The sequence below is a fragment of the Mesorhizobium sp. M0772 genome, assembly GCF_040320135.1.
Classification (GTDB): Bacteria; Pseudomonadota; Alphaproteobacteria; order Rhizobiales; family Rhizobiaceae; genus Mesorhizobium.
The window spans coordinates 21,336-42,983 of sequence record NZ_JAMYPB010000051.1 but is presented as its reverse complement, the minus strand read 5'-3'; the positions used below and the strand labels follow the sequence as shown (position 1 = coordinate 42,983).

23 protein-coding genes and 1 pseudogene are annotated in these 21,648 nt (G+C 62.0%); 19 read left to right on the top strand and 5 right to left on the bottom strand.

What is annotated here, in order from left to right; translation table 11 throughout:
- Positions 1 to 77 precede the first annotated feature (77 nt).
- Positions 78 to 200, bottom strand: a pseudogene (locus NKI06_RS25805) (alanine dehydrogenase); the annotation flags it as partial.
- A 155-nt stretch (positions 201 to 355) separates the two neighbouring features.
- Here NKI06_RS25805 and NKI06_RS25800 point away from each other — a divergent pair.
- Entirely contained in the window at positions 356 to 829 is a 474-nt protein-coding gene (locus NKI06_RS25800) for an Lrp/AsnC family transcriptional regulator (protein ID WP_023668897.1), read from the top strand.
- Here the strand turns inward: NKI06_RS25800 and NKI06_RS25795 are convergent.
- Positions 826 to 1,491, bottom strand: coding sequence for a 5-formyltetrahydrofolate cyclo-ligase (locus NKI06_RS25795; RefSeq protein WP_352987576.1), 666 nt, complete (start codon positions 1,489 to 1,491; stop codon positions 826 to 828). The two genes, NKI06_RS25800 and NKI06_RS25795, sit on opposite strands and share 4 nt — an antisense overlap.
- Positions 1,492 to 1,672: 181 nt before the next feature.
- On the opposite strand from NKI06_RS25795, the gene NKI06_RS25790 reads away from it, so the two are divergent.
- Together NKI06_RS25790 and NKI06_RS25785 are read left to right on the top strand one after the other, a co-directional pair.
- Positions 1,673 to 2,938, top strand: a complete 1,266-nt coding sequence (locus NKI06_RS25790) for an NAD(P)/FAD-dependent oxidoreductase (protein ID WP_352987575.1) — start codon at positions 1,673 to 1,675, stop codon at positions 2,936 to 2,938.
- Between the two features lie 141 nt (positions 2,939 to 3,079).
- The gene (locus NKI06_RS25785) at positions 3,080 to 5,059 is read left to right on the top strand and encodes a bifunctional 2',3'-cyclic-nucleotide 2'-phosphodiesterase/3'-nucleotidase (protein WP_352987574.1); all 1,980 of its coding nucleotides are present in this window, start codon (positions 3,080 to 3,082) and stop codon (positions 5,057 to 5,059) included.
- Positions 5,060 to 5,115: 56 nt separating this feature from the next.
- On the opposite strand, the gene NKI06_RS25780 is transcribed toward NKI06_RS25785, so the two are convergent.
- Positions 5,116 to 6,366 (bottom strand): class I SAM-dependent methyltransferase, encoded by a 1,251-nt coding sequence (locus NKI06_RS25780; protein ID WP_352987573.1) that lies wholly within the window; start codon positions 6,364 to 6,366, stop codon positions 5,116 to 5,118.
- Positions 6,367 to 6,625: 259 nt separating this feature from the next.
- Here NKI06_RS25780 and NKI06_RS25775 point away from each other — a divergent pair, with 259 nt between their 5' ends.
- From NKI06_RS25775 to NKI06_RS25750, 6 genes are all read left to right on the top strand, one after another.
- Positions 6,626 to 6,760 carry a hypothetical protein gene (locus NKI06_RS25775; protein WP_352987572.1) on the top strand — a complete coding sequence of 45 codons (135 nt, stop codon included), beginning with the start codon at positions 6,626 to 6,628 and terminating at the stop codon, positions 6,758 to 6,760.
- 114 nt (positions 6,761 to 6,874) lie between these two features.
- The gene (locus NKI06_RS25770; RefSeq protein ID WP_352987571.1) at positions 6,875 to 7,165 is read left to right on the top strand and encodes a Dabb family protein; all 291 of its coding nucleotides are present in this window, start codon (positions 6,875 to 6,877) and stop codon (positions 7,163 to 7,165) included.
- Positions 7,166 to 7,220: 55 nt separating this feature from the next.
- Positions 7,221 to 8,093, top strand: coding sequence for a VOC family protein (locus tag NKI06_RS25765; protein ID WP_352987570.1), 873 nt, complete (start codon positions 7,221 to 7,223; stop codon positions 8,091 to 8,093).
- Positions 8,090 to 8,968 (top strand): 3-deoxy-8-phosphooctulonate synthase, encoded by an 879-nt coding sequence (gene kdsA / locus NKI06_RS25760; RefSeq protein WP_352987569.1) that lies wholly within the window; start codon positions 8,090 to 8,092, stop codon positions 8,966 to 8,968. The genes NKI06_RS25765 and kdsA overlap by 4 nt, the downstream gene beginning before the upstream one ends.
- A 101-nt stretch (positions 8,969 to 9,069) precedes the next feature.
- Positions 9,070 to 9,273, top strand: coding sequence for a dodecin family protein (locus NKI06_RS25755; RefSeq protein ID WP_023668908.1), 204 nt, complete (start codon positions 9,070 to 9,072; stop codon positions 9,271 to 9,273).
- A gap of 85 nt (positions 9,274 to 9,358) precedes the next feature.
- Positions 9,359 to 9,724, top strand: coding sequence for a PRC-barrel domain-containing protein (locus NKI06_RS25750; protein ID WP_352987568.1), 366 nt, complete (start codon positions 9,359 to 9,361; stop codon positions 9,722 to 9,724).
- Positions 9,725 to 9,804: 80 nt separating this feature from the next.
- On the opposite strand, the gene NKI06_RS25745 is transcribed toward NKI06_RS25750, so the two are convergent.
- Together NKI06_RS25745 and NKI06_RS25740 are read right to left on the bottom strand one after the other, a co-directional pair.
- Positions 9,805 to 9,927 (bottom strand): hypothetical protein, encoded by a 123-nt coding sequence (locus NKI06_RS25745; protein ID WP_352987567.1) that lies wholly within the window; start codon positions 9,925 to 9,927, stop codon positions 9,805 to 9,807.
- Positions 9,928 to 10,036: 109 nt separating this feature from the next.
- Positions 10,037 to 11,185: a glycoside hydrolase family 19 protein gene (locus NKI06_RS25740; RefSeq protein WP_352987566.1), complete on the bottom strand. Its 1,149-nt coding sequence runs from the start codon at positions 11,183 to 11,185 to the stop codon at positions 10,037 to 10,039.
- A 534-nt stretch (positions 11,186 to 11,719) separates the two neighbouring features.
- Between NKI06_RS25740 and eno the strand changes: the two genes are divergently transcribed.
- From eno to lipA, 10 genes are all read left to right on the top strand, one after another.
- Positions 11,720 to 12,994, top strand: coding sequence for a phosphopyruvate hydratase (eno, locus tag NKI06_RS25735; protein WP_023688446.1), 1,275 nt, complete (start codon positions 11,720 to 11,722; stop codon positions 12,992 to 12,994).
- A gap of 137 nt (positions 12,995 to 13,131) precedes the next feature.
- Positions 13,132 to 13,455: an FtsB family cell division protein gene (locus NKI06_RS25730; protein ID WP_023688447.1), complete on the top strand. Its 324-nt coding sequence runs from the start codon at positions 13,132 to 13,134 to the stop codon at positions 13,453 to 13,455.
- Positions 13,456 to 13,650: 195 nt separating this feature from the next.
- Complete coding sequence (pdhA, locus tag NKI06_RS25725) at positions 13,651 to 14,697, top strand: pyruvate dehydrogenase (acetyl-transferring) E1 component subunit alpha (RefSeq protein WP_023682559.1); 1,047 nt, start codon at positions 13,651 to 13,653, stop codon at positions 14,695 to 14,697.
- Between the two features lie 16 nt (positions 14,698 to 14,713).
- Complete coding sequence (locus NKI06_RS25720) at positions 14,714 to 16,135, top strand: pyruvate dehydrogenase complex E1 component subunit beta (protein WP_352987565.1); 1,422 nt, start codon at positions 14,714 to 14,716, stop codon at positions 16,133 to 16,135.
- A gap of 18 nt (positions 16,136 to 16,153) precedes the next feature.
- Positions 16,154 to 17,572: a pyruvate dehydrogenase complex dihydrolipoamide acetyltransferase gene (locus NKI06_RS25715; protein WP_352987564.1), complete on the top strand. Its 1,419-nt coding sequence runs from the start codon at positions 16,154 to 16,156 to the stop codon at positions 17,570 to 17,572.
- Between the two features lie 13 nt (positions 17,573 to 17,585).
- Complete coding sequence (locus NKI06_RS25710; RefSeq protein ID WP_352745784.1) at positions 17,586 to 18,005, top strand: hypothetical protein; 420 nt, start codon at positions 17,586 to 17,588, stop codon at positions 18,003 to 18,005.
- Positions 18,002 to 18,643, top strand: a complete 642-nt coding sequence (locus tag NKI06_RS25705; RefSeq protein ID WP_023682555.1) for an SGNH/GDSL hydrolase family protein — start codon at positions 18,002 to 18,004, stop codon at positions 18,641 to 18,643. Before NKI06_RS25710 ends, NKI06_RS25705 begins: the two co-directional genes overlap by 4 nt.
- A 21-nt stretch (positions 18,644 to 18,664) precedes the next feature.
- Positions 18,665 to 20,113: a dihydrolipoyl dehydrogenase gene (gene lpdA, locus NKI06_RS25700; RefSeq protein ID WP_352987562.1), complete on the top strand. Its 1,449-nt coding sequence runs from the start codon at positions 18,665 to 18,667 to the stop codon at positions 20,111 to 20,113.
- 102 nt (positions 20,114 to 20,215) lie between these two features.
- Positions 20,216 to 20,473 (top strand): GlsB/YeaQ/YmgE family stress response membrane protein, encoded by a 258-nt coding sequence (locus tag NKI06_RS25695; protein WP_023668920.1) that lies wholly within the window; start codon positions 20,216 to 20,218, stop codon positions 20,471 to 20,473.
- 208 nt (positions 20,474 to 20,681) lie between these two features.
- Entirely contained in the window at positions 20,682 to 21,647 is a 966-nt protein-coding gene (gene lipA / locus NKI06_RS25690) for a lipoyl synthase (protein WP_023688453.1), read from the top strand.
- The last annotated feature ends 1 nt before the right edge of the window (position 21,648 follow it).

Below are 21,648 nucleotides of genomic sequence, written 5' to 3'. Positions count from 1 at the left end.
CGGGACACTTGCTAATACCCCCCCGGGCGATGGGGCCCCGCGGGGGCGGGGTGGCAGAGCCACGGGGCCCTGCGGCGGGCCCGGGCGCCGCTTTCGACCAGCACTTCATGGCCATGCGCGACATATTCGCGGACGGAGCCCGGCGTCAGGCCGACGCGGTATTCGTGGTTCTTGATTTCCTTGGGGCAACCGACGCGCATAGTCTTCTCCTGATCCGGCCCTTCGGGCTCGTTCCCTGTATCAACCGAGTGAACCACGAATCGTTGCGCAGGTGTTTGCGAATGCGCTTGCGCGGGGTCACGCGTTTCGATAATCGTTGCGCGAAATCAAGGAAACTTCGCAGGAATCACGAGAAATGCCGCTCGACAGGATCGATATCGCCATTCTCGAGGCACTGCAGAAGGATGGGCGAATACCCAATGCGGCGCTCGCCGAAAGGGTCGGGCTGTCGCAATCGGCCTGTTCGCGCCGGCTCGACAATCTGGAGAAATCCGGCACCATCCGCGGCTATCATGCCAGGCTTTCGAATGCCGCGCTCGGCCACCAGATGACGGCGATCGTGCACATATCGCTGTCGGGACAGTTCGAAAAGACGCTGTCGGATTTCGAGGCGGCGATCAAGCGCTGCCCCAATGTGCTGTCGTGCCACCTGATGTCGGGCGAATACGACTATATCCTGCGCATCGCCGCCAAGGATCTGGTCGACTATGAGCGCATCCACAAGGAGTGGCTGTCGGCGATGCCGCATGTGACCAAGATCAATTCGTCGTTTGCCTTGCGCGAGATCGTCGACCGGACCGCCATGGGCATGAAGCCGGAACTGGCTTAGCCCTGAGCAGCCTCGGTCACCAGCCTATCCATCGGAATATCGTGCGGCTGCGGGTAGATGGTGGCTATGCGCTGCAGTTCGTAGCCGACTCCGATGACCAATGGCTTGAACGGCATGGCAGCCAGCGTGCGGTCGAAGAAGCCACCGCCATAGCCCAGGCGGTAGTTTCGCCGGTCGATGCCGACGATCGGCGAGATGACGATGTCGGGCAGCACCGGCTCGCCTTCGGCCGGGATCGGGATGTTCCAGATGCCTTTTTCCAGCCGGTCGCCGGGTACATAAGCGCGGAAGATCAGCGGCTGGCCTTTCTCGATCACGATGGGCAGCGCCGTGCGGCCGCCGCGTTCGTTGATCGACGCCATCCACGGCCGCAGGTCCGGCTCGCCGCGAAACGGCCAATAGAGGCTGACCATGCGGCCGGCAATGTCGCCGATGGCCGCGTCGAGCCCTTCGGCGATAGCCCGCGACATCGCCACCCGCGCATCGGCGGAAACCGCCAACCGTGCCGCGATCAGACGCTCGCGCTCGGCCTTGCGCCAACGGCGCACATCGGTCCAGTCGGTCAATGGCGCGCGAAATTCCGGATCGAGTTCGTGCATGAAGCAAGGCGGCGAATAATATTGCGCCCGCCCTTTGCCATCTTTGTCATCGTCGTTGGCCATGCTTCACTCCCGTGGTTCCAGCCCCTGCAAGGCTATACCCGTCCATGCTTGCCGACATAGGCATTCGCGACATCCGGCGACGAGTCCTGGGCAGCCTTACGCGCGGCAGTCTAGCGCGCCGCGACATTGTTGCGGTGCACAAAAATCACTAGATAAAGGGAGACAAACAGGGGTGAATGCGATGAGTGAAACCAGCCATCATGTCGTTGTCGTCGGCGCAGGGTTCGGCGGTCTCGAACTCACGCGGGCGCTGGCTGGCGCACCCGTGCGCATCACCATGATCGACAAGCGCAACCATCACCTTTTCCAGCCGCTGCTCTACCAGGTGGCGACCACCTCGCTGGCGACCTCGGAAGTTGCCTGGCCGATCCGTCATCTGCTGCGCAAGCGCGAGGACGTGACGACCCTGCTCGGCAACGTCACCGGCGTCGACCGTCCAGGCAAACGCGTGCTGCTTGAGGACGGCAGTTCTGTTCCCTACGACACGCTGGTGCTCGCCACCGGCGCGCGTCATGCTTATTTCGGCCACGACGAATGGGAGCCTTTCGCGCCCGGGCTGAAGACGCTTGAAGATGCAACCACCATTCGCCGGCGCATCCTGCTCGCCTTCGAGCAGGCCGAGCGCGAGACCGATCCGGCCAAGCGCCAGGCACTGCTGACACTGGTCACCGTCGGCGGCGGCCCGACCGGCGTGGAGCTTGCCGGCACCATTGTCGAACTCGCGCATGAAACGCTGCGCGGCGAATTCCGCAACATCGACACGCGTGAGGCGCGTGTGGTGCTGGTCGAGGCCGGAGACAGGATCCTCGCCAATTTCGCGCCAAAGCTGTCCGACTATGCGCGCAAGGCGCTGGAGCGGCGGGGCGTCACGGTCGAGCTTGGCCGCGCCGTCACGCGCCTCGATGCCGAAGGCGTCGTCTTTGGCGATACGCATCTGCCGGCGCGAACCATCCTGTGGGCCGCCGGCGTAGCGGCTTCGCGCGCGGGAGAGTGGCTGGGCGCGCCGGTGGACCGGGCGGGCAGGGTAATGGTCGAGCCCGATCTGACCGTGCCGAACAGTCCGGAGATCTTCGTCATTGGCGACACAGCGCATGTCTTGCGGCCGGACGGCAAGCCGGTGCCAGGCGTGGCGCCCTCCGCCAAGCAGGAGGGCAAGCATGTTGCCGCGACGATCAAGGCGCGGCTGGCCGGCGATAGCGCGCCGCGCCCTTTCCGCTACAAACATGCCGGCGACCTGGCGACGATCGGCAAGTGGGCAGCCGCGATCGATTTCGGCCGGATCAAGCTCACGGGATGGCTTGCCTGGTGGCTGTGGGGCGTGGCGCATATCTACTTCCTGATCGGTTTTCGCAACCGGCTCTCGGTGTCGCTTAGCTGGCTATGGATCTATTTCACCGGCCAGCGCAGCGCGCGGCTGATTACCCAGGGCGATGACGACAAGGGCTGAGGTTCTCAACCGCGGCCAAGGATATTCATCCAGCCGTCGCCTTTTGCTGATCGACTGACTTCCCGATGGACATGGCCGGTTTTCGGCGCGAAGCTTCCGCCCGGGGCCGGGATCTTGTCACGTCGCTGGGAAGGAAAACCAATGCCGCATCTCAACTACCCCGTCTCCCGCCGTAGTTTGCTTGCCGGTGCGGCCGCCAGCGGGGCGCTCATCATGCTGCATCCGTTTTCCGCCCGCGCGCAGGCCAATCAGGCGCATCTGAGGATCATGGAGACCACCGACATCCATGTGAATGTGCTGCCTTACGACTACTACGCAGACAAAGCCAACGACACGATGGGCCTGTCGCGGACGGCCTCACTGATCGCGGCGGTGCGCAAGGAAGCCATCAATGCGATGCTGATCGACAATGGCGATCTTTTGCAGGGCAATCCGATGGGCGATTACATCGCCTATGAGAAGGGCCTCAAGGACGGCGATCTGCATCCGATCACGAAGGGCATGAACCTGCTGGGCTATGAATGCTCGACGCTCGGCAATCACGAGTTCAATTACGGCCTGTCGTTCCTCGACAAGGTGCTGGCCGGAGCCAATTTCCCCTTCGTCTGTGCCAATCTGATCCGCGGCACCGAGCTTGCCGCCAACCCGCGCGACGACAAGCTCTACCTCAAGCCCTATGTCATCCTCGACAAGAAGATCAAGGACGGGTCGGGCGCCGAGCAGCCGATCAAGATCGGCATCATCGGCTTCGTGCCGCCGCAGATCATGGTCTGGGACCTGAAGAACCTGAAAGGCAATGTCAGGACGCGCGACATCGTCGAGGCGGCCAGGGCATGGGTGCCGCAGATCAAGGAGGAGGGCGCCGACATCGTCATCGCGCTCTCGCATTCCGGCATCGATATCAAGCAGGGCGACGGCATGGAGAACGCCTCCTTCTTCGTCGCCGGCGTCGAAGGCATCGATGCGGTGTTCACCGGCCATCAGCATCTCGTCTTCCCCGGCAAGAAGGATTTTCAGGCGCTCGAAGGCGTCGACACAGAGAAAGGCACGCTGCAGGGCAAGCCCGCCGTGATGGGCGGTTTCTGGGGCTCGCATATGGGACTGATCGATCTGCTTCTGGAACGGGACGGATCGAAATGGCGCGTAGCCTCGGCCACATCTGAGGCAAGGCCGATCTACGAGCGCGTCGACAAGGCAAACAAGCCGACGGTGGCGGACGACCAGCGCGTCGTCGATGCGCTGAAGGCGGACCATGAGGCGACACTTGCCTATGTCCGCCGACCGGTCGGCAAGACCTCGGCGCCGCTCTATTCCTATTTCGCGCTGGTCGCCGACGATCCGTCGGTGCAGATCGTCAACCAGGCGCAGAGCTGGTACCTCAAGGACATATTAAAAAGCACGCAGTGGAAGGATGTGCCGCTGCTGTCGGCGGCAGCACCCTTCAAGGCCGGCGGGCGCAACGGCGCCGACTACTATACCGACGTGCCGGTGGGCGACATCGCCATCAAGAACGTCGCCGACCTCTATCTCTATCCGAACACGGTGCGCGCCGTCGAAATCACCGGCGCGCAAGTGAAGGAATGGCTGGAAATGTCGGCCGGCATTTTCAGGAAGATCGAGCCGGGCAAGGCCGACCAGGCGCTCATCGACACCGAATTCCCGTCCTACAATTTCGATGTGATCGATGGCGTCAGCTACAGAATAGACCTGTCGCAGCCGCCAAAATACGATGCCAAGGGTGGCGTCGCCAATGCCGGCTCGAACCGCATCGTCGGCCTCAGCTTCGACGGCAAGCCTATTGATCCGGCAGCGAAATTCGTCGTCGCCACCAACAATTACCGCGCCGGCGGTGGCGGCAATTTCCCCGACATCAATCCCTCGAAGATCATCTACGAGGCGCCGGACACCAACCGCGACGTGATCGTGCGCTACGTCGTCAGCGAAGGCACGATCAACCCCTCGGCCGACGACAATTGGTCGTTCACGCCGCTGCCCGGCACCACTGTCGTGTTCGAGACCGGGCCCAAAGCGAAGGATTTTATATCGGGAGTGAAATCGCTCAAGATCGAGCCGGCCGGCGAGGGCGAATCCGGGTTTGCGAAGTATCGCATCCTGCTTTGAGGCAAACGCGCAGCTAACAGGGAAGCGGGCATACGCCCGCTCAATCACGCTTCGGATCAGGCCTTGTAGACCACCTGGCGCACGTCGATGTAGCTGGCTCTAAAGCCGGCTTCGCAATAGTGGAGATAGAATTCCCAAAGCTTCTTGAAGCGGTCGTCGAAGCCGAGCGGGACGATCTTTTCCCACGACGCCCAGAAGCGGTTGCGCCATTCGGCAAGCGTGCGGGCATAGTCGTCCGGAAAGACGCGCTCGCGCAGATGGGAAAGGCCATGGTCGCTGCCCAGCGTCTTCAGGATCGACGGCGTCGGCAGCATGCCGCCCGGGAAGACATAGCGCTGGATGAAATCCGGCCGCCCCCGATAGGTGTCGTAGGCGGCCTCGTTGATGGTGATGATCTGCAGGCCGGCGGTGCCGCCGGGCCTCAAGCACGCCTTCATCTTGCCGAAAAATACCGGCCAATATTTTTCGCCGACCGCCTCGAACATCTCGATTGAGGCGATGCGGTCGTAAGTGCCCGTTTCGTCTCGGTAATCCTGCAGCTTGATGTCGACCTTGTCAGACAGTCCCGCCTTCTGGATGCGCGCCTTGGCAAAATCGTGCTGTTCGCGGCTGATGGTCAGGCCGGTGACGCGGCAGCCGATCTCGCGCGCGGCAAATTCGGCAAAACCGCCCCAGCCGCAGCCGATCTCGAGCACATGGTCCTTCTTGCCGATGCCGGTATCCTTGGCCAGCGCGCGGTACTTGGCGGCCTGAGCGCTTTCCAGGTCGTTGGCGCCGGTCGCATAGAGCGCCGACGAATAGGTCATGCTGGGATCGAGCCATTGCTTGTAGAAGGCGTTGCCGAGATCGTAATGCGCCGAGATGTTGCGCTTCGAGCCTGTGCGGGTGTTTTCGTTGAACCAGTGGCGGATGCGCTGGACCGTGTTGATGAGCCAGTTGGCGCCGCCGGCAATGCGTTCCCCAACGGCCGAGTTGACGACGAACAGTTCGAGGAAGCTGGTTACATCAGGGCTTTCCCAGTCGCCGTCCATGTAGGATTCGGCAACGCCGATGGTGCCGCCGGAAAAGGCACGGCCGGGCAGGCGCCAGTTCTTCAACACCAGCTCGGCATCCGGCCCGGGTCCGTTGCCGCCGACAAGCACCGCCCGGCCATCCGGCATCCTCACCTTCAGCGAACCGCGCGGCAATTTCATCGCCGCCGATAGCACCATGCGCGCCTTGGCCGGCAGGCCCTTGACGATCTCGGCGAAATTGAGTTCGTCCAGCCTGATGGCGTCGCCGATGCCTTTGTATTCCCTGACAGCCATCTCACACCCCCCTGGACTTCCGCGGGGGCGGCGCAAGATCTGCCGGCCTCCACGTCCTCCACTTTCATTCGTCAGGCGCGAACACCGCTGCCTGCGTGAATTTTGGCCACAATCTTCCACCGCATCGACGGGAACTTCAAGAGGCAAGCCGTGCCCGGCACTGGCCCAGGTGGCGTGCCTGGGGCCAGAATCCGTGAGGGCGAGCGACCGCCGGTGAAATCGCTGTGGTTACGAACAGCCACATACGTTAGTTTCAGCCATGCGTTACGTCATCGTCATCACCGCCATCGCCTTTTTCCTGATCTGGGATGGCCTCTATAATCAGGGCCGCTATCTCGACACGACGGTCAGGGAGATGTCGCGCGTCGTGCGCTACGTCACCGGCGGGGCCTAGCTTTTGCGCCTCTGCAAAGTCGCCTGCCGGCGTTGCCGGGCGCGACATCGTGGCGGTTGACGCGACGGTCCCGCTCACACAAAACATGCCCGCAAATCGAACGTGGAGGCAGGCGTGATCCGGCATATCGTTTTCTTCAGCGCGCGGCGCAAGGACGATGTCGAGGCCGTGCGCACGGGCTTGCTCACGCTGGGCAAGATCCCGCATTCAAGCCACTTCGAGGTGACGCTCAACACCAAGGTCGATCCGCTGTCGGATGCGATCGACGTGGTGGTCTATGCCGAGTTCGAGGACGATGCCGCGCTTGCCGCCTACAAGGCGCACCCGCTCTATGCCGAGACGACCAGCCGGGTCAAACCCTTGCGCGAATTGCGCTATTCGGCCGATATCGTGGCGACGGCCTGATCGGGCCGGCAAGAGGCCTTGAACCAATTTCGGGAATGATGCACACCGCGCCGGCATGACCAGCACGACCCATCCGCTTGACCATCTGGTGCTGCCGACGGCGAGCCTCGCCGTGGCGCGGGCGCGGCTGACATCGCTTGGCTTCATCGTCGCGCCAACCGGCGTTCATCCCTTTGGCACCGAAAATTGCTGCGTCTTCCTTGCCGACGGCACCTATCTCGAACCGCTAGCGGTTGGGAATGAACAGCTGGCAGCGAGTGCGATCGCCGGCGGCAATGTCTTTGTCGCGCGCGACCGCCTCTATCGCGCCAGGCTGGGCGATGAGGGCTTTTCCGCCGTGGTGCTGGCCACCGATGATGCCGATGCGGATCATGCGCGCTATGTCTCGGCCGGTCTGTCGGCGGGGGACGTGCTGAGCTTTTCCCGCGCCTTCACCGACACGGCCGGAAAGAGCGACATGGCCTCGTTCAAACTGGCTTTCGCCGCCGGCGCCGAGACGACGGACGCCTTTCTGTTCGCTTGCGAGCGGATCAACGCCCCTCAAATCGACCGTACGGCACTGCAGGCCCATGCCAACGGCGTGACCGGCATTGCCGAAATCGTCGCGGTCAGCGACGCGCCTTCCACACAGATCAGCCTGATCTCGACAGTGGTTGGCTCGGAGCAGCAGAGCAGCGCGGTCTTCGACCTGCCGAATGCGCATCTGACCGTTCTGGATCCTGCGGCTTTGACCGCGCGCTTCGACATTCCGGCCGGTGCGCCGACAAGAGTTCGCTTCGCCGCGATTGTCTTTTCAGTCCGCAGTGTCGGCGCTGTCGCGAGGCTGCTTGCAGACAACGCCGTCGGGCACGATATAGCGGGCAACGAAATCGTCGTGCAGCCGGCATCCGGGCAGGGCGCGGCTTTCATCTTCCGGGAGACCCCATGAGCAAGCCGCAAGGGCCCAATTCGCTGGCGCCGAATTCGTCGGTAACCGTCGGCAATGTCGTCTTCGACAATAGCGGGCCCTTGGCGTTGATCGCCGGCCCGTGCCAGTTCGAATCGCGCCAGCACGCTTTCGACATGGCCGGCGCGCTGAAGGAACTGACCGGCAAGCTCGGCATCGGCCTCGTCTACAAGACCAGCTACGACAAGGCCAACCGCACCTCGCTGTCGGCAACGCGCGGCGCCGGCATGGACGCGGCGCTTCCGGTGTTCGACGAGTTGCGCAAGGCGTTTTCGCTTCCCATTCTGACCGATGTCCACACCGAGGAGCAGTGCGCGATCGTCGCACACCATGTCGATGTGCTGCAGATTCCGGCCTTCCTGTCGCGCCAGACCGACATGCTGGTCGCCGCCGCCAAGACCGGCAAGGTGATCAACGTCAAGAAGGGGCAGTTCCTGGCGCCTTGGGATATGAAGAACGTGGTGGCCAAGATCACCGGTTCGGGCAACCTCAATGTGCTGACCACCGAGCGCGGCGCGTCTTTCGGCTACAACACGCTGGTGTCGGACATGCGGGCTTTGCCTGTGATGGCCGAGATCGGCGCGCCGGTGATTTTCGACGCCACCCATTCGGTGCAGCAGCCGGGCGGGCAGGGCGGTTCCTCCGGTGGCGAGCGCCGCTTTGTCGAGACGCTGGCGCGGGCTGCCGTTGCCGTCGGCGTCGCCGGCGTGTTCATAGAGACCCACCAGGATCCCGACAATTCGACCTCCTCCGACGGGCCCAACATGCTGCCGCTGAAGGACATGCCGGCGCTGCTCGAAAGACTGATGGCATTCGACCGCATCGCCAAGAATGCTGTTGACCTGAACCGAGGCTGATGGTTTCGGCTACGGCGCTCGCGCGCGGTGCCCTGCTTGTGGAAGGCATAAGCCGGCTGTAGGCTCGCTGCTGCAAATGAGCGTCTTGGCAGGAGGAAGCCATGTCCGTCGCCCGGGTCACCGAAATCACGTCGTCGTCGAAAAAGAGCTTTCAGGACGCCATAGAGAAGGGGATTGAGCGCGCCTCAAAGACCCTGAAGAACGTCGAAGGCGCCTGGATCCAGGACCAGAAGATCGTCGTCGAGGACGGCAGGATCGCGGCCTATCGCGTCAACATGAAGGTGACGTTCATCCTCGCGGAGTAACCGCCCGCCCGCTCGAAAAAACGGGAACTTTCGCCCGCGCCCCTCATTGTCAAAGTATCGATCAACGACATGAGGAGCAGCAGCCATGACCACCCAAACAGGCCACACCGAAGCCATCGCCGCTTCGCGCGTCATCGGCACGTCGGTCTACAACACCGAAGGCACGAGCATCGGCATCATCGAGGACATCATGCTCGACAAGACGTCGAACGGCATCATGTTCGCGGTGATCGGGTTCGGTGGATTTCTCGGCATTGGCGAGAAGTATCACGCCATTCCGTGGGCGAGCCTCGACTATGACGAGGACAAGGGCGGCTATGTCGTGCCGTTCTCGAAGGAGCAGCTGAAGGCAGCACCCGCCTATTCGATCAATGAACTGGCCGGCGCCGATGGCGAGGCCGCGCGTGACGCTTCCTATGATTACTACAAGGTCACGCCGTATTGGCATTGATCAGCTGCGCTGACGCCTGACGTGAAAAGGCCCCCGAATTCCGAAACGGGGGCCTTTCAGTGCAACCGACAGTTTCTAAATTATTCTGTTGCATGAAGCGTGGACAGCTGCGTCGCCGCCCTGGGCGGCTGCTGCGTATCGCAGGACGTCAGGAACGCCGCCGCGATCAGGAACAAACTCACGATACCGCTCAACTCGGACATGGCGAAACTCCTCCTGTTTCGCCCCGCGCATCACCATCCTAGTCGACACAGAGATTGTTATCTCTGAATTATGATGACGTGGTGTTGTCGAACGTGATCCGAGGCATGCTCAGCCGAGGAGTCCGGCATTCTTCACCGCCTTGAAAACCTTTTCGTGCCAGGCGATCCGATCCGCTTCGCCATTGGCCTGCGTGGCGGAATTGGCGTTGCCGACGTTGATCGCGCGCGAGATCTTTTTGATCAGGCCGGCATCGGCAAAGGCATTGCAGCCTGACCCTTTCCATTCGGCGCAAGCTGCGAGCAGCGAAGTCTGCGGATCCTCGATCAGTTCAGGATGATTGGCGAGGTCAACCTTGGCGAGCTTGCCCTTGGCCGTGTACGCGTCGCGCCCGGTGGTCTGGAACGTGCCGCCGCCGCGGAAATTGAAGCCGTCCAACGTTCCTTTCACATTGCCCATGCGGCCGCCATAGGCCCAGTCGCCCAGGGCTTGCGGCTTGCGCAGCAGGTTGTCCTCGATCCACTGATCGGTCTTGCCCGCGGCTCGCGACCTCCATGCGTTCCGGATTACCGCCACGGTCGTGTAGGTCAGGGATTCGCGAATGAGGGTGAAGCCACCGGTTTCCATCGCCGCTTGAGCGAAGAAATGCATCAGCCGATCATAGTTGTTGCACACGCCATGATCGCCAAGTGTCTTGAGGCCTTTGTCGGAGGTAAAGGCGCCGATGTAACCGTCATAGATTGTTCGCTTGGAACCGCTTGCCGGTCTCGGCGCGAATTTCTGGAAGACCGCTGCTGGCAAACCCTTGTTCGGATCGCCCGCAACGGCTTCGAGCACGCTCTCGACACTCTCGGTCGACAGCACCGGTTCGCCTTCGACGACCACCGAAGCATTGGGAATTCGCTTGCCGTTGCTTTTCGGGAAGCCACCGCCGGCAAAGGTTTTCAGATCGTCGATGAGGGCGATCGCGCGTGTCCGGCTCTCCGTGAAATCCATGTCGGAAAGAGGACCGCTCACCTTCTTCGTCGGGTTGATGCATCCGACGCTGGACAGGAAATTGACGCCCGGATGGATCAGGATTTCGGTGCGCTTGTTGGTCTTCAGCAGTTCGAGTCCAGGTTTGGGTGGCGTCTTGGCGCCAGTGTAGCCGATCGTCGCATATTTGCCTCCGGCCTGTGTCGCCAGTGGATAGGTGCCGGGTTCGATGCGTCTGCCATTGTCTTCTTTGGAATTGTCGCCTGGGCCGCGAGATTCACACACGAACCCCGATAGACCCGTTACTGCCGTGCCGTTGTGAAAGACTTTATAGGTCCAACTGTCCTGCGTCTGGTGCCCCTCATATGCTCGACTTTGCGGCTAATAAGAAGTTCCCAGCCAGTACCTGAAATCGCTGCCATTGCCGCCTCCCCAAAGAGTTCAAGCTTGTTCATTTCACTTTGGTCGCCAAATAGTTCGCGTTGTAGATGTGACCCTAACATCTTCGAATTCTCTGCATGTGAAGTTTATCACGTTGGCGGTAGCCTCTTTTGAAGCATCGGCTGGAGTTTGTGCGCCGCCTGGTATTCGTGATAAGGCATTGCCGCGATAAAAGGGGAGGGGCAGCCGCCCCATGGGCCTAGACATATGAGGTCAGGTAGGGGTTGTTGTTTGCGTCAGATGGCGTCGCCCATGGCCCCTGGGCCTGGCCGCATGGGGCGATCGTCGCTATTATTTCATGCCATTCCTGATTGCCTTTTGCGGCACTTTGGCTAAGAGGGGCGCGACGCTTTCAATCGATCAATCGGGGACATCGCAATGACCGCCATCATCGACATTGTCGGGCGTGAAATCCTGGACAGCCGTGGAAATCCGACCGTCGAGGTCGACGTCGTCCTCGAGGACGGCTCGATGGGCCGCGCCGCGGTGCCGTCCGGCGCGTCGACCGGCGCGCATGAGGCCGTCGAACTGCGCGACGGTGGCGCCCGCTATCTCGGCAAGGGCGTGCTTAAGGCGGTCGAGGCCGTCAATGGCGAGCTGTTCGAGGCGATCGGCGGCATGGAAGCCGAAAACCAGATCCACATCGACCAGACCATGATCGAGCTCGACGGCACGCCCAACAAGAGCCGGCTCGGCGCCAACGCCATCCTCGGCGTCTCGCTGGCGGTCGCCAAGGCCGCGGCGGAAGCCGCCGGCCTGCCGCTCTACCGCTATGTCGGCGGCACCAAGGCGCATTTGCTGCCGGTGCCCATGATGAACATCATCAACGGCGGCGCGCATGCGGACAATCCGATCGATTTCCAGGAATTCATGATCCTGCCGGTCGGCGCGCCGACGCTGCGCGAAGGCGTGCGCTGGGGCTCCGAAATCTTCCACACGCTGCGCAAGAAGCTGAAGGATGCCGGCCACAACACCAATGTCGGCGACGAAGGCGGCTTCGCGCCCAATCTGAAGAGTGCGCCGGTGGCGCTCGATTTCATCATGGAATCGATCGAGAAGGCCGGCTTCAAGCCGGGCGAGGAGATCGCGCTCGGTCTCGACTGTGCGGCGACCGAATTCTTCAAGGACGGCAATTACGTCTATGAGGGCGAGAAGAAGACCCGCGATCCCAAGGCGCAGGCCAAGTACCTGGCCAAGCTCGCCGCCGACTATCCGATCATCTCGATCGAGGACGGGCTGGCCGAGGACGACTGGGAGGGTTGGAAGTACCTGACCGATTTGATCGGCAACAAGACGCAGCTGGTTGGCGACGACCTCTTCGTCACCAACACGGCGCGGCTGCGCGACGGCATCCGCATGGGTGTCGCCAATTCGATCCTGGTCAAGGTCAACCAGATCGGCTCGCTCACCGAAACGCTCGACGCTGTCGAGACCGCGCACAAGGCAGGCTACACAGCCGTCATGTCGCACCGTTCGGGCGAAACCGAGGATTCGACCATCGCCGACCTCGCCGTCGCCACCAATTGCGGGCAGATCAAGACCGGTTCGCTGTCGCGCTCGGATCGCATGGCCAAGTACAACCAGCTGATCCGCATCGAGGAAGAGCTCGGCAAGCAGGCGCGCTACGCCGGCAAGTCGGTAATCAAAGCTTAAATTCTGCCGAACTGGCGAAAACGACGAAGGGCGGGATTTTCCCGCCCTTTTTCGTTGCGGGCGCTGGCTAATGCACCTGTCCGTAACCCTCCATTAAGCACAATCGGGCGAGATAGACAGGTCAGAGGATTGCGACCATGTGGACACGCCAGCACAAGCAGAGAAACACCGGCCGGCTGATCATCCCGTCGCTTTGCGTGGCGTTCCTGGCCTATTTCGGCTTCCATGCCTATCATGGCGAGTTCGGCATCAATTCCAAATATCAGCTCGAAGCGCAGACCATCGAATTGCAGGCCAAGTACGATGCCATCAAGGCGCGCCGGGTCGATCTGGAGCGGCGTGTCCAGCTGATGCATGAGGGTACGCTTGAAAAGGATATGCTCGACGAGCAGGCACGCCGGGCGCTCAATCTGTCCCAGCCCGATGAAATCACCATCATGCTGCCGGCCAATTCGAAATAATCAAGTTTCAGTTAATCGCTGTTATCTCTAATGATTCTGGGCGTTTAGGCGCATGCCAGCCATGCATTTTTCTGCATGGCGAAACGCGGTCTCGCATGTTAGCTTCCCTCCAATCGGTGGGGAGGAGCTGATCCTCCCCGGAGCAGACATGGTCTGCTTTAGTGTCCGCAAAGAGACGCCAACAGGGAGTGATGCATGGCCACCGCCGCCAAAAAAGCGCCTGCCAAATCCGTTAAATCGACGTCCGCCAAATCAACGGGGCTTTCCGCCCCCAAGCCGGCCGACTTCACCAAGGACGAGGAGCTTGCCGCCTACCGGCACATGCTGCTTATCCGCCGCTTCGAGGAAAAGGCCGGCCAGCTCTACGGCATGGGCTTTATCGGCGGCTTCTGCCACCTCTATATCGGCCAGGAAGCGGTCGTCACCGGCATGAAGATGTCGCTGATCAACGGCGACCAGATGATCACCGCCTATCGCGACCATGGCCACATGCTGGCGATGGAACTGTCACCGCGGGGCGTCATGGCAGAGCTGACCGGACGCCGTGGTGGCCTGTCGAGGGGCAAGGGCGGCTCCATGCACATGTTCTCCAAGGAGAAGCATTTTTACGGCGGCCACGGCATTGTCGGCGCGCAGGTTTCGCTCGGCACCGGGCTGGCCTTCGCCAACCGCTACCGCGACAACAACAATGTCTCGCTGACCTATTTCGGCGATGGCGCAGCCAACCAGGGCCAGGTCTATGAAAGCTTCAACATGGCCTCGCTGTGGAAGCTGCCGGTGATCTACATCATCGAGAACAACCGCTATGCCATGGGCACCTCGGTGTCGCGCTCGTCGGCGGAAACCAATTTTTCGCATCGCGGCGCATCGTTCAAGATTCCCGGCATTCAGGTTGACGGCATGGATGTGCGTGCGGTCAAATCCGCCGGTGATCAGGCGACCGAATGGTGCCGTGCCGGCAACGGTCCGATCATCCTCGAGATGCAGACCTATCGCTATCGCGGTCACTCGATGTCGGATCCGGCGAAATACCGCTCCAAGGAAGAAGTGCAGAAGATGCGCTCGGATCATGATCCGATCGAGCAGGTCAAGGCGCGGCTGACGGCCAAGAAGTGGGCGACCGAGGACGAACTCAAGAACATCGACAAGGAAGTCCGCGACATCGTCGCCGACGCCGCCGAATTTGCCCAGCACGACGCAGAGCCGGATCCGTCCGAGCTCTGGACCGACATCGTATTGTAACGGGGAGGGCAAGGACATGCCGATCGAAATTCTCATGCCCGCTCTCTCGCCGACCATGGAAGAGGGCAATCTTTCCAAATGGTTGAAGAAGGAGGGCGACAAGGTCGTCGCCGGCGATGTCATCGCCGAGATCGAAACCGACAAGGCGACGATGGAAGTCGAAGCCGTCGATGAAGGCACGATCGGCAAGATCGTGGTTCCCGCCGGCACCGAAGGCGTCAAGGTCAACGCGGTGATCGCCGTGTTGCTGCAGGACGGTGAAAGTGCAGGCGATGTCGAAAAGAGCGGCAAGCCTGCCTCCACCCAGGATGCCGTTTCCGCTGGCGGTCAGCGGACCGATGCAGCCGAGGAAGGTTCAAAAGCGGCTCCCCAGGATGCCGGCGAGGCTCCGAAGGCAGTTCCCGCCGCTCCGGCGGCCAAACCTGCGGCCGATCCCGATATTCCCGCCGGCACCGAGATGGTCTCGACCACGGTGCGCGAGGCCTTGCGCGATGCCATGGCCGAGGAAATGCGCCGCGACGGCGATGTCTTCGTCATGGGCGAGGAGGTCGCGGAATACCAGGGCGCCTACAAGATCACGCAAGGCCTGCTGCAAGAATTCGGGCCGCGCCGCGTGGTCGACACGCCGATCACCGAGCATGGCTTTGCCGGCGTCGGCGTCGGTGCGGCAATGGCCGGCCTGAAGCCGATCGTCGAATTCATGACCTTTAATTTCGCCATGCAAGCGATCGACCAGATCATCAACTCCGCCGCCAAGACGCTCTATATGTCGGGCGGCCAGATGGGCGCGCCGATCGTGTTCCGCGGCCCGAACGGGGCTGCCGCCCGCGTCGGCGCCCAGCATTCGCAGTGCTATGCCGCCTGGTACAGCCATATTCCCGGCCTGAAAGTGGTGATGCCGTACACGGCTGCCGATGCCAAGGGCCTGCTCAAGGCGGCGATCCGCGATCCGAACCCGGTCATCTTCCTCGAAAACGAAATCCTCTACGGCCAGTCCTTCGACGTGCCGAAGCTTGACGATTTCGTGCTGCCGATCGGCAAGGCGCGCATTCACAAGCAGGGCAAGGACGTCACCATCGTCTCGTTCGGCATCGGCATGACCTATGCCATCAAGGCGGAAGCCGAGCTGCGCGGCATGGGCATCGATGCCGAGATCATCGATCTCAGGACCATCCGTCCGCTCGACCTCGACACCGTCATTGCCTCGGTGAAGAAGACCAACCGCTTGATCGTGGTCGAAGAAGGTTTCCCGCAAAGTTCGGTCGGCGACCACATCGCCAACCAGGTTTCGCAGCGCGCCTTCGACTTCCTCGATGCGCCGGTCATCACCATCGCCGGCAAGGACGTGCCGATGCCTTATGCGGCGAACCTCGAAAAGCTGGCCTTGCCCAATGTCGGCGAGGTCATCGAGGCGGTCAAAGCCGTCACGTATCGCTGAGCCGGTCGGGAGGACATCATGCCAATCAACATCACCATGCCGGCGCTCTCGCCCACGATGGAAGAGGGCAATCTTTCCAAGTGGCTGGTCAAGGAGGGCGACAAGGTTTCGCCGGGCGACGTGATCGCCGAGATCGAGACCGACAAGGCGACGATGGAAGTCGAGGCCGTCGATGAGGGCACGGTTGCCAAGCTCGTCGTTCCGGCCGGCACCGAAGGCGTCAAGGTCAATGCTCTGATCGCCATTCTGGCCAGCGAAGGCGAGGATGCAGGGGCGGCGGCAAAGGGTGGTGGCGATGCCGCGCCCGCGAAAGCCGATGCCAAGCAGGATAAGGCGTCAATCTCCCCACCCGTGGGGGAGATGTCGACGAAGTCGACAGAGGGGGGCGCTGCCCCGCCGACCTCTCAGTCTGTCGCGCACCCCTCTGGCCTGCCGGCCATCTCCCCCACAAAGGGGGAGATCAGCCAATCGTCAGGCGAGCGCACTTTCGCCTCGCCGCTGGCGCGGCGCATAGCCAAAGACGCTGGCGTCGATGTGTCCGCCGTGAGTGGCACCGGCCCGCATGGCCGTGTCGTCAAGGCCGATGTCGAGGCGGCGATCGCCGGCGGTGGCGCCAAGGCCGCGCCGGCCGCGAAAGCCGCACCTGCCGGCGCTCCGGCGTCTGCGCCGGCTCCGGCACCCAAGGCGATGTCGGACGAACAGGTGCTGAAGCTGTTTGCCGAAGGGTCCTACGAGCTCGTCCCGCACGACAATATGCGCAAGACCATTGCGCGCCGCCTGGTCGAGGCCAAGACAACCATCCCGCATTTCTACCTGACGCTCGACTGCGAGCTCGATGCCCTGCTGGCGCTGCGCACACAGATCAATGCGGCGGCTCCGATGAAGAAGACCGACAAGGGCGAAGTGCCCGTCTACAAGCTGTCGGTCAACGACATGGTGATCAAGGCGATGGCGATGGCGCTGATGGCGGTGCCGGATGCCAATGCGTCGTGGACCGAAAGCGCCATGGTCAAGCACAAGCACGCCGATGTCGGCGTTGCCGTGTCGATCCCCGGCGGCCTGATCACGCCGATCATCCGCCACGCCGACGAAAAGACGCTGTCCACTATCTCCAACGAGATGAAGGATCTGGCGAGCCGTGCGCGCAGCCGCAAGCTGAAGCCTGAGGAATATCAAGGCGGCACGACGGCGGTTTCCAATCTCGGCATGTTCGGCATCAAGGACTTTGCCGCCGTCATCAACCCGCCGCATGCGACGATCCTGGCGGTGGGTGCGGGCGAGCAGCGGCCGGTGGTCAAGAATGGCGAGATCAAAATCGCCAGTATCATGTCGGTGACGCTGTCGACCGATCACCGCGCCGTCGACGGTGCGCTCGGCGCCGAACTTCTGGTCGCCTTCAAGCGCATGATCGAAAATCCGATGGGCATGCTGGTCTAGGAAGGAAAAGGCTGTGCGGAAATTCGTCACCAGCCTTTTCGCCCTGATCCTTTCCGGCTTGGCCGGCGGGCTGGTGGCGCTGTGGCTGGCAATCGCCACCAATGCGACCTCGGAATTCATCCTTGTCTTCATGGCCTCGGCGCTGGTCTCTATCGTTGCGACGGTGGCGTTTTTCATCGCGCAATTGGTGCCAAACCTACAAAGGGCGATCAATCTGACGGGGCTTGTTGGGGTTGCGTTGTTCGTGCTGGCCGGGATCGGGCTGATTGCCTGGACCTTCTCTCAGCCGCCGGGCAAAGCCCAGTGGTCGGGCGATCTCCCCGTTGTCGCCGGTCTGATTTTGCCAAGCATCGCCACGGTTATCGTGCAGTGGCTGTTCGTGGGATGGCGCGTGCGGCGCGGGCTTAAGGCGGAGGCGGGTGCGGGTGCATGAAGACGATCCTCTGCTATGGCGATTCCCTGACCTGGGGCTATGACGCGGCAAGCCTCGGGCGCCATGCGCTGGAGGACCGCTGGCCGAGCGTGCTCAAGGCGGCGCTGGGCGACGATGATATCGAAGTCATTGCCGAAGGTCTGAACGGCCGCACCACGGCTTTCGACGATCACCTGGCTGGTGCGGACCGCAATGGCGCCAAGGTGCTGCCGACGATCCTGACCAGCCATGCGCCGCTCGACCTGATCATCATCATGCTCGGCGCCAACGACATGAAGCCCTGGATCCACGGCAATCCGGTCGCGGCCAAGCAGGGCGTGCAGCGGCTGATCGACATCGTGCGCGGCCACGATTATCCGTTCGACTGGGCCGCGCCGCAAATCCTGATCGTCGCGCCACCAGCGGTCAGCCGCACCGACAATGCCGAATTCAAGGAAATGTTTGCCGGCGGCGACGAGGCCTCGAAGCGGCTGGCGCCGCAATATTCCGCGCTCGCCGACGAGGCCGGCTGCGGCTTTTTCGATGCCGGCACGGTGGCCGAGACCACACCGATCGACGGGGTCCATCTCGATGCCGAAAACACGCGCAATATAGGTGACGCATTGGCGCCATTGGTGCGTGTGATGCTGGAACTCTAGAGAAAATCAGGGAGAAACCCCGTGGCTGAATCCTACGACGTCATAATCATCGGCTCAGGCCCCGGCGGCTATGTCACGGCGGTGCGCTCCGCCCAGCTCGGCTTCAAGACTGCCGTCGTCGAGCGCGAGCATCTCGGCGGCATCTGCCTCAACTGGGGCTGCATCCCGACCAAGGCGCTGCTGCGCTCGGCCGAGATCATGCACTATTCCGATCATCTGAAGGACTACGGCCTGAAGCTCGAAGGCGGCAAGGTCAGCGCCGACGCGGCCGCTGTCGTCGACCGCTCGCGCAAAGTGTCGTTGAGGCTGAATGGCGGCGTCGCCTTCCTGATGAAGAAGAACAAGGTCGACGTTATCTGGGGCGAGGCGAAGCTCTCCAAGCCGGGTGAGATCGTCGTTTCCAAGACCGCCAAGAAGCCGATGGAGCCGCAGCCGCCGGTGCCAAAGGGCGCCAAGGGCGAGGGCACCTATACCGCCAAGCACATCATTCTCGCCACCGGCGCCCGGCCGCGCGCGCTGCCCGGCATCGAGCCGGACGGCAAGCTGATCTGGACCTATTTTGAGGCGATGGTGCCGAAGGAGATGCCGAAATCGCTGCTGGTCATGGGTTCGGGCGCCATCGGCATCGAGTTCGCCTCCTTCTATCGCACCATGGGTGCCGAGGTGACGGTGGTCGAGCTGTTGCCGGCGGTGATGCCGGTCGAGGATGCCGAGGTCTCGAAATTCGCGCAGAAGCAGTTCGAGAAGCAGGGCATGAAAATCATCCTCGAGGCCAAGGTGACCAAGGTCGAGAAGGGTGCCAACTCGATCACCGCCCATGTCGAGATGAAGGACGGCAAGGTCGAGAAGATCACCGCCGACCGCATGATCTCGGCCGTCGGCGTGCAGGGCAACATCGAGAATCTCGGCCTCGAGACGCTCGGCGTGAAGACCGACCGCGGCTGTGTCGTCATTGACGGTTACGGCAAGACCAATGTGCCCGGCATCTACGCCATCGGCGATGTCGCCGGGCCGCCTATGCTGGCTCACAAGGCTGAGCATGAGGGCGTGGTCTGCATCGAAAAGATCGCCAATTTCCCGGGCGTGCATGCGACAGACAAGCTGAAGATCCCGGGCTGCACCTATTGCAACCCCCAGGTCGCATCGGTCGGGCTCACCGAAGCCAAGGCCAAGGCCGAAGGCAAGGACATCCGCGTCGGCCGTTTCCAGTTCGGCGCCAACGGCAAGGCGATCGCGCTTGGCGAGGACCAGGGCTTCATCAAGACCATCTTCGACAAGAAGACCGGCCAGCTGCTCGGCGCGCATATGGTCGGCGCCGAGGTGACGGAGCTGATCCAGGGCTTTGTCGTGGCGATGAACCTGGAGACCACCGAGGAAGAACTGATGCACACCATCTTCCCGCATCCGACGCTGTCGGAGATGATGAAGGAAAGCGTGCTTGATGCCTATGGCCGTGCGCTCAACGCGTGATAAATTGATGCCGCGAGACTCAGACGCATGCGCCGGAGGAACCTTACGGCAAGACAGTTCGTTTCCGGATGCATTTTCACCTGACACTGGAGGAGTTGGCATATGGACGTGAATGGCGTGGGCTGGATTGCGGCCATCATCATCGGCGGTTTGGCCGGGTGGCTGGCCGAGATGGTCATGAAGAGCAATACCGGCGTCTTGATGAACATCATTATGGGCATTGTCGGCGCGGTGGTGCTGAACGCAATTCTCAGGGCGCTCAACATCGAACCCTTCGGTGTCGGCTGGCTCGCCTACCTGATCACCGGCTTCATCGGCGCCTGCCTGCTGATCTTTGCCGGGCGGCTGATACGCCGCTAAAACGGCTCGCCGTTTTATCTCGTTCTTCTGACGCAATTCCGGACGGAAAACCGTGTCACACTTTTCCTGGAATTGCTCTGGATCCCCGCTATGCGAAAAAGGCTGTGGCGGCATGCGCCACCGCAGCCTTTTTCTTTGCTCCGAAAAGTCTTAAGTGACGTTCTGAAGGCTGACGCCGACGGGCGGACGCCAACAAGTCAGGTTTGAGATGGTCACCGTCCTCGACACGATCGCCAACGCGCCGCGCCTGCGGCACCCCGAGAAGGCGCACAAGCCTGATCAGGATGTGCTGCGCAAACCCGACTGGATCCGCGTCAAGGCGCCGATGTCCAAGGGCTATGCCGAAACCCGCGAGATCGTGAAGTCGCACAAGCTGGTCACGGTGTGCGAAGAGGCCGGCTGCCCCAATATCGGCGAGTGCTGGGAAAAGAAGCACGCCACCTTCATGATCATGGGCGAGATCTGCACGCGCGCCTGCGCCTTCTGCAATGTCGCCACCGGCATTCCGACCGCGCTCGATGCCGATGAGCCGGCGCGTGTCGCGCATGCCGTCAAGCAGATGGGGCTGACCCATGTCGTTATCACCTCGGTCGACCGCGACGATCTCGCCGATGGCGGCGCGCAGCACTTTGCCGAAGTCATCCGGGCTATCCGAGCAGCGACACCTCTGACCACAATCGAAATCCTGACGCCCGATTTCCTGCGCAAGGAAGGCGCGCTGGAGATCGTCGTGGCGGCCAAGCCCGATGTCTTCAACCACAATCTCGAAACCGTGCCGTCGAACTACCTGACGGTGCGGCCGGGTGCGCGCTATTTCCACTCGATCCGGCTGTTGCAGCGGGTCAAGGAGCTCGACCCGTCGATCTTCACGAAGTCCGGCATCATGGTCGGCCTCGGCGAAGAGCGCAACGAGATCCTGCAACTGATGGACGACCTGCGCTCGGCCAATGTCGACTTCATGACCATTGGCCAGTATCTGCAGCCGTCGAAGAAACACCACCCGGTGATCCGCTTCGTCACGCCGGAGGAGTTCAACTCCTTCGCGACGATCGGCAAGACCAAGGGTTTCCTGCTGGTGGCGTCGAGCCCGCTGACGCGCTCCTCGCATCATGCCGGTGACGATTTCGCCAGGCTGCGGGCGGCGCGTGAGGCGCAGCTCAAAAAAGCCAGTTAAA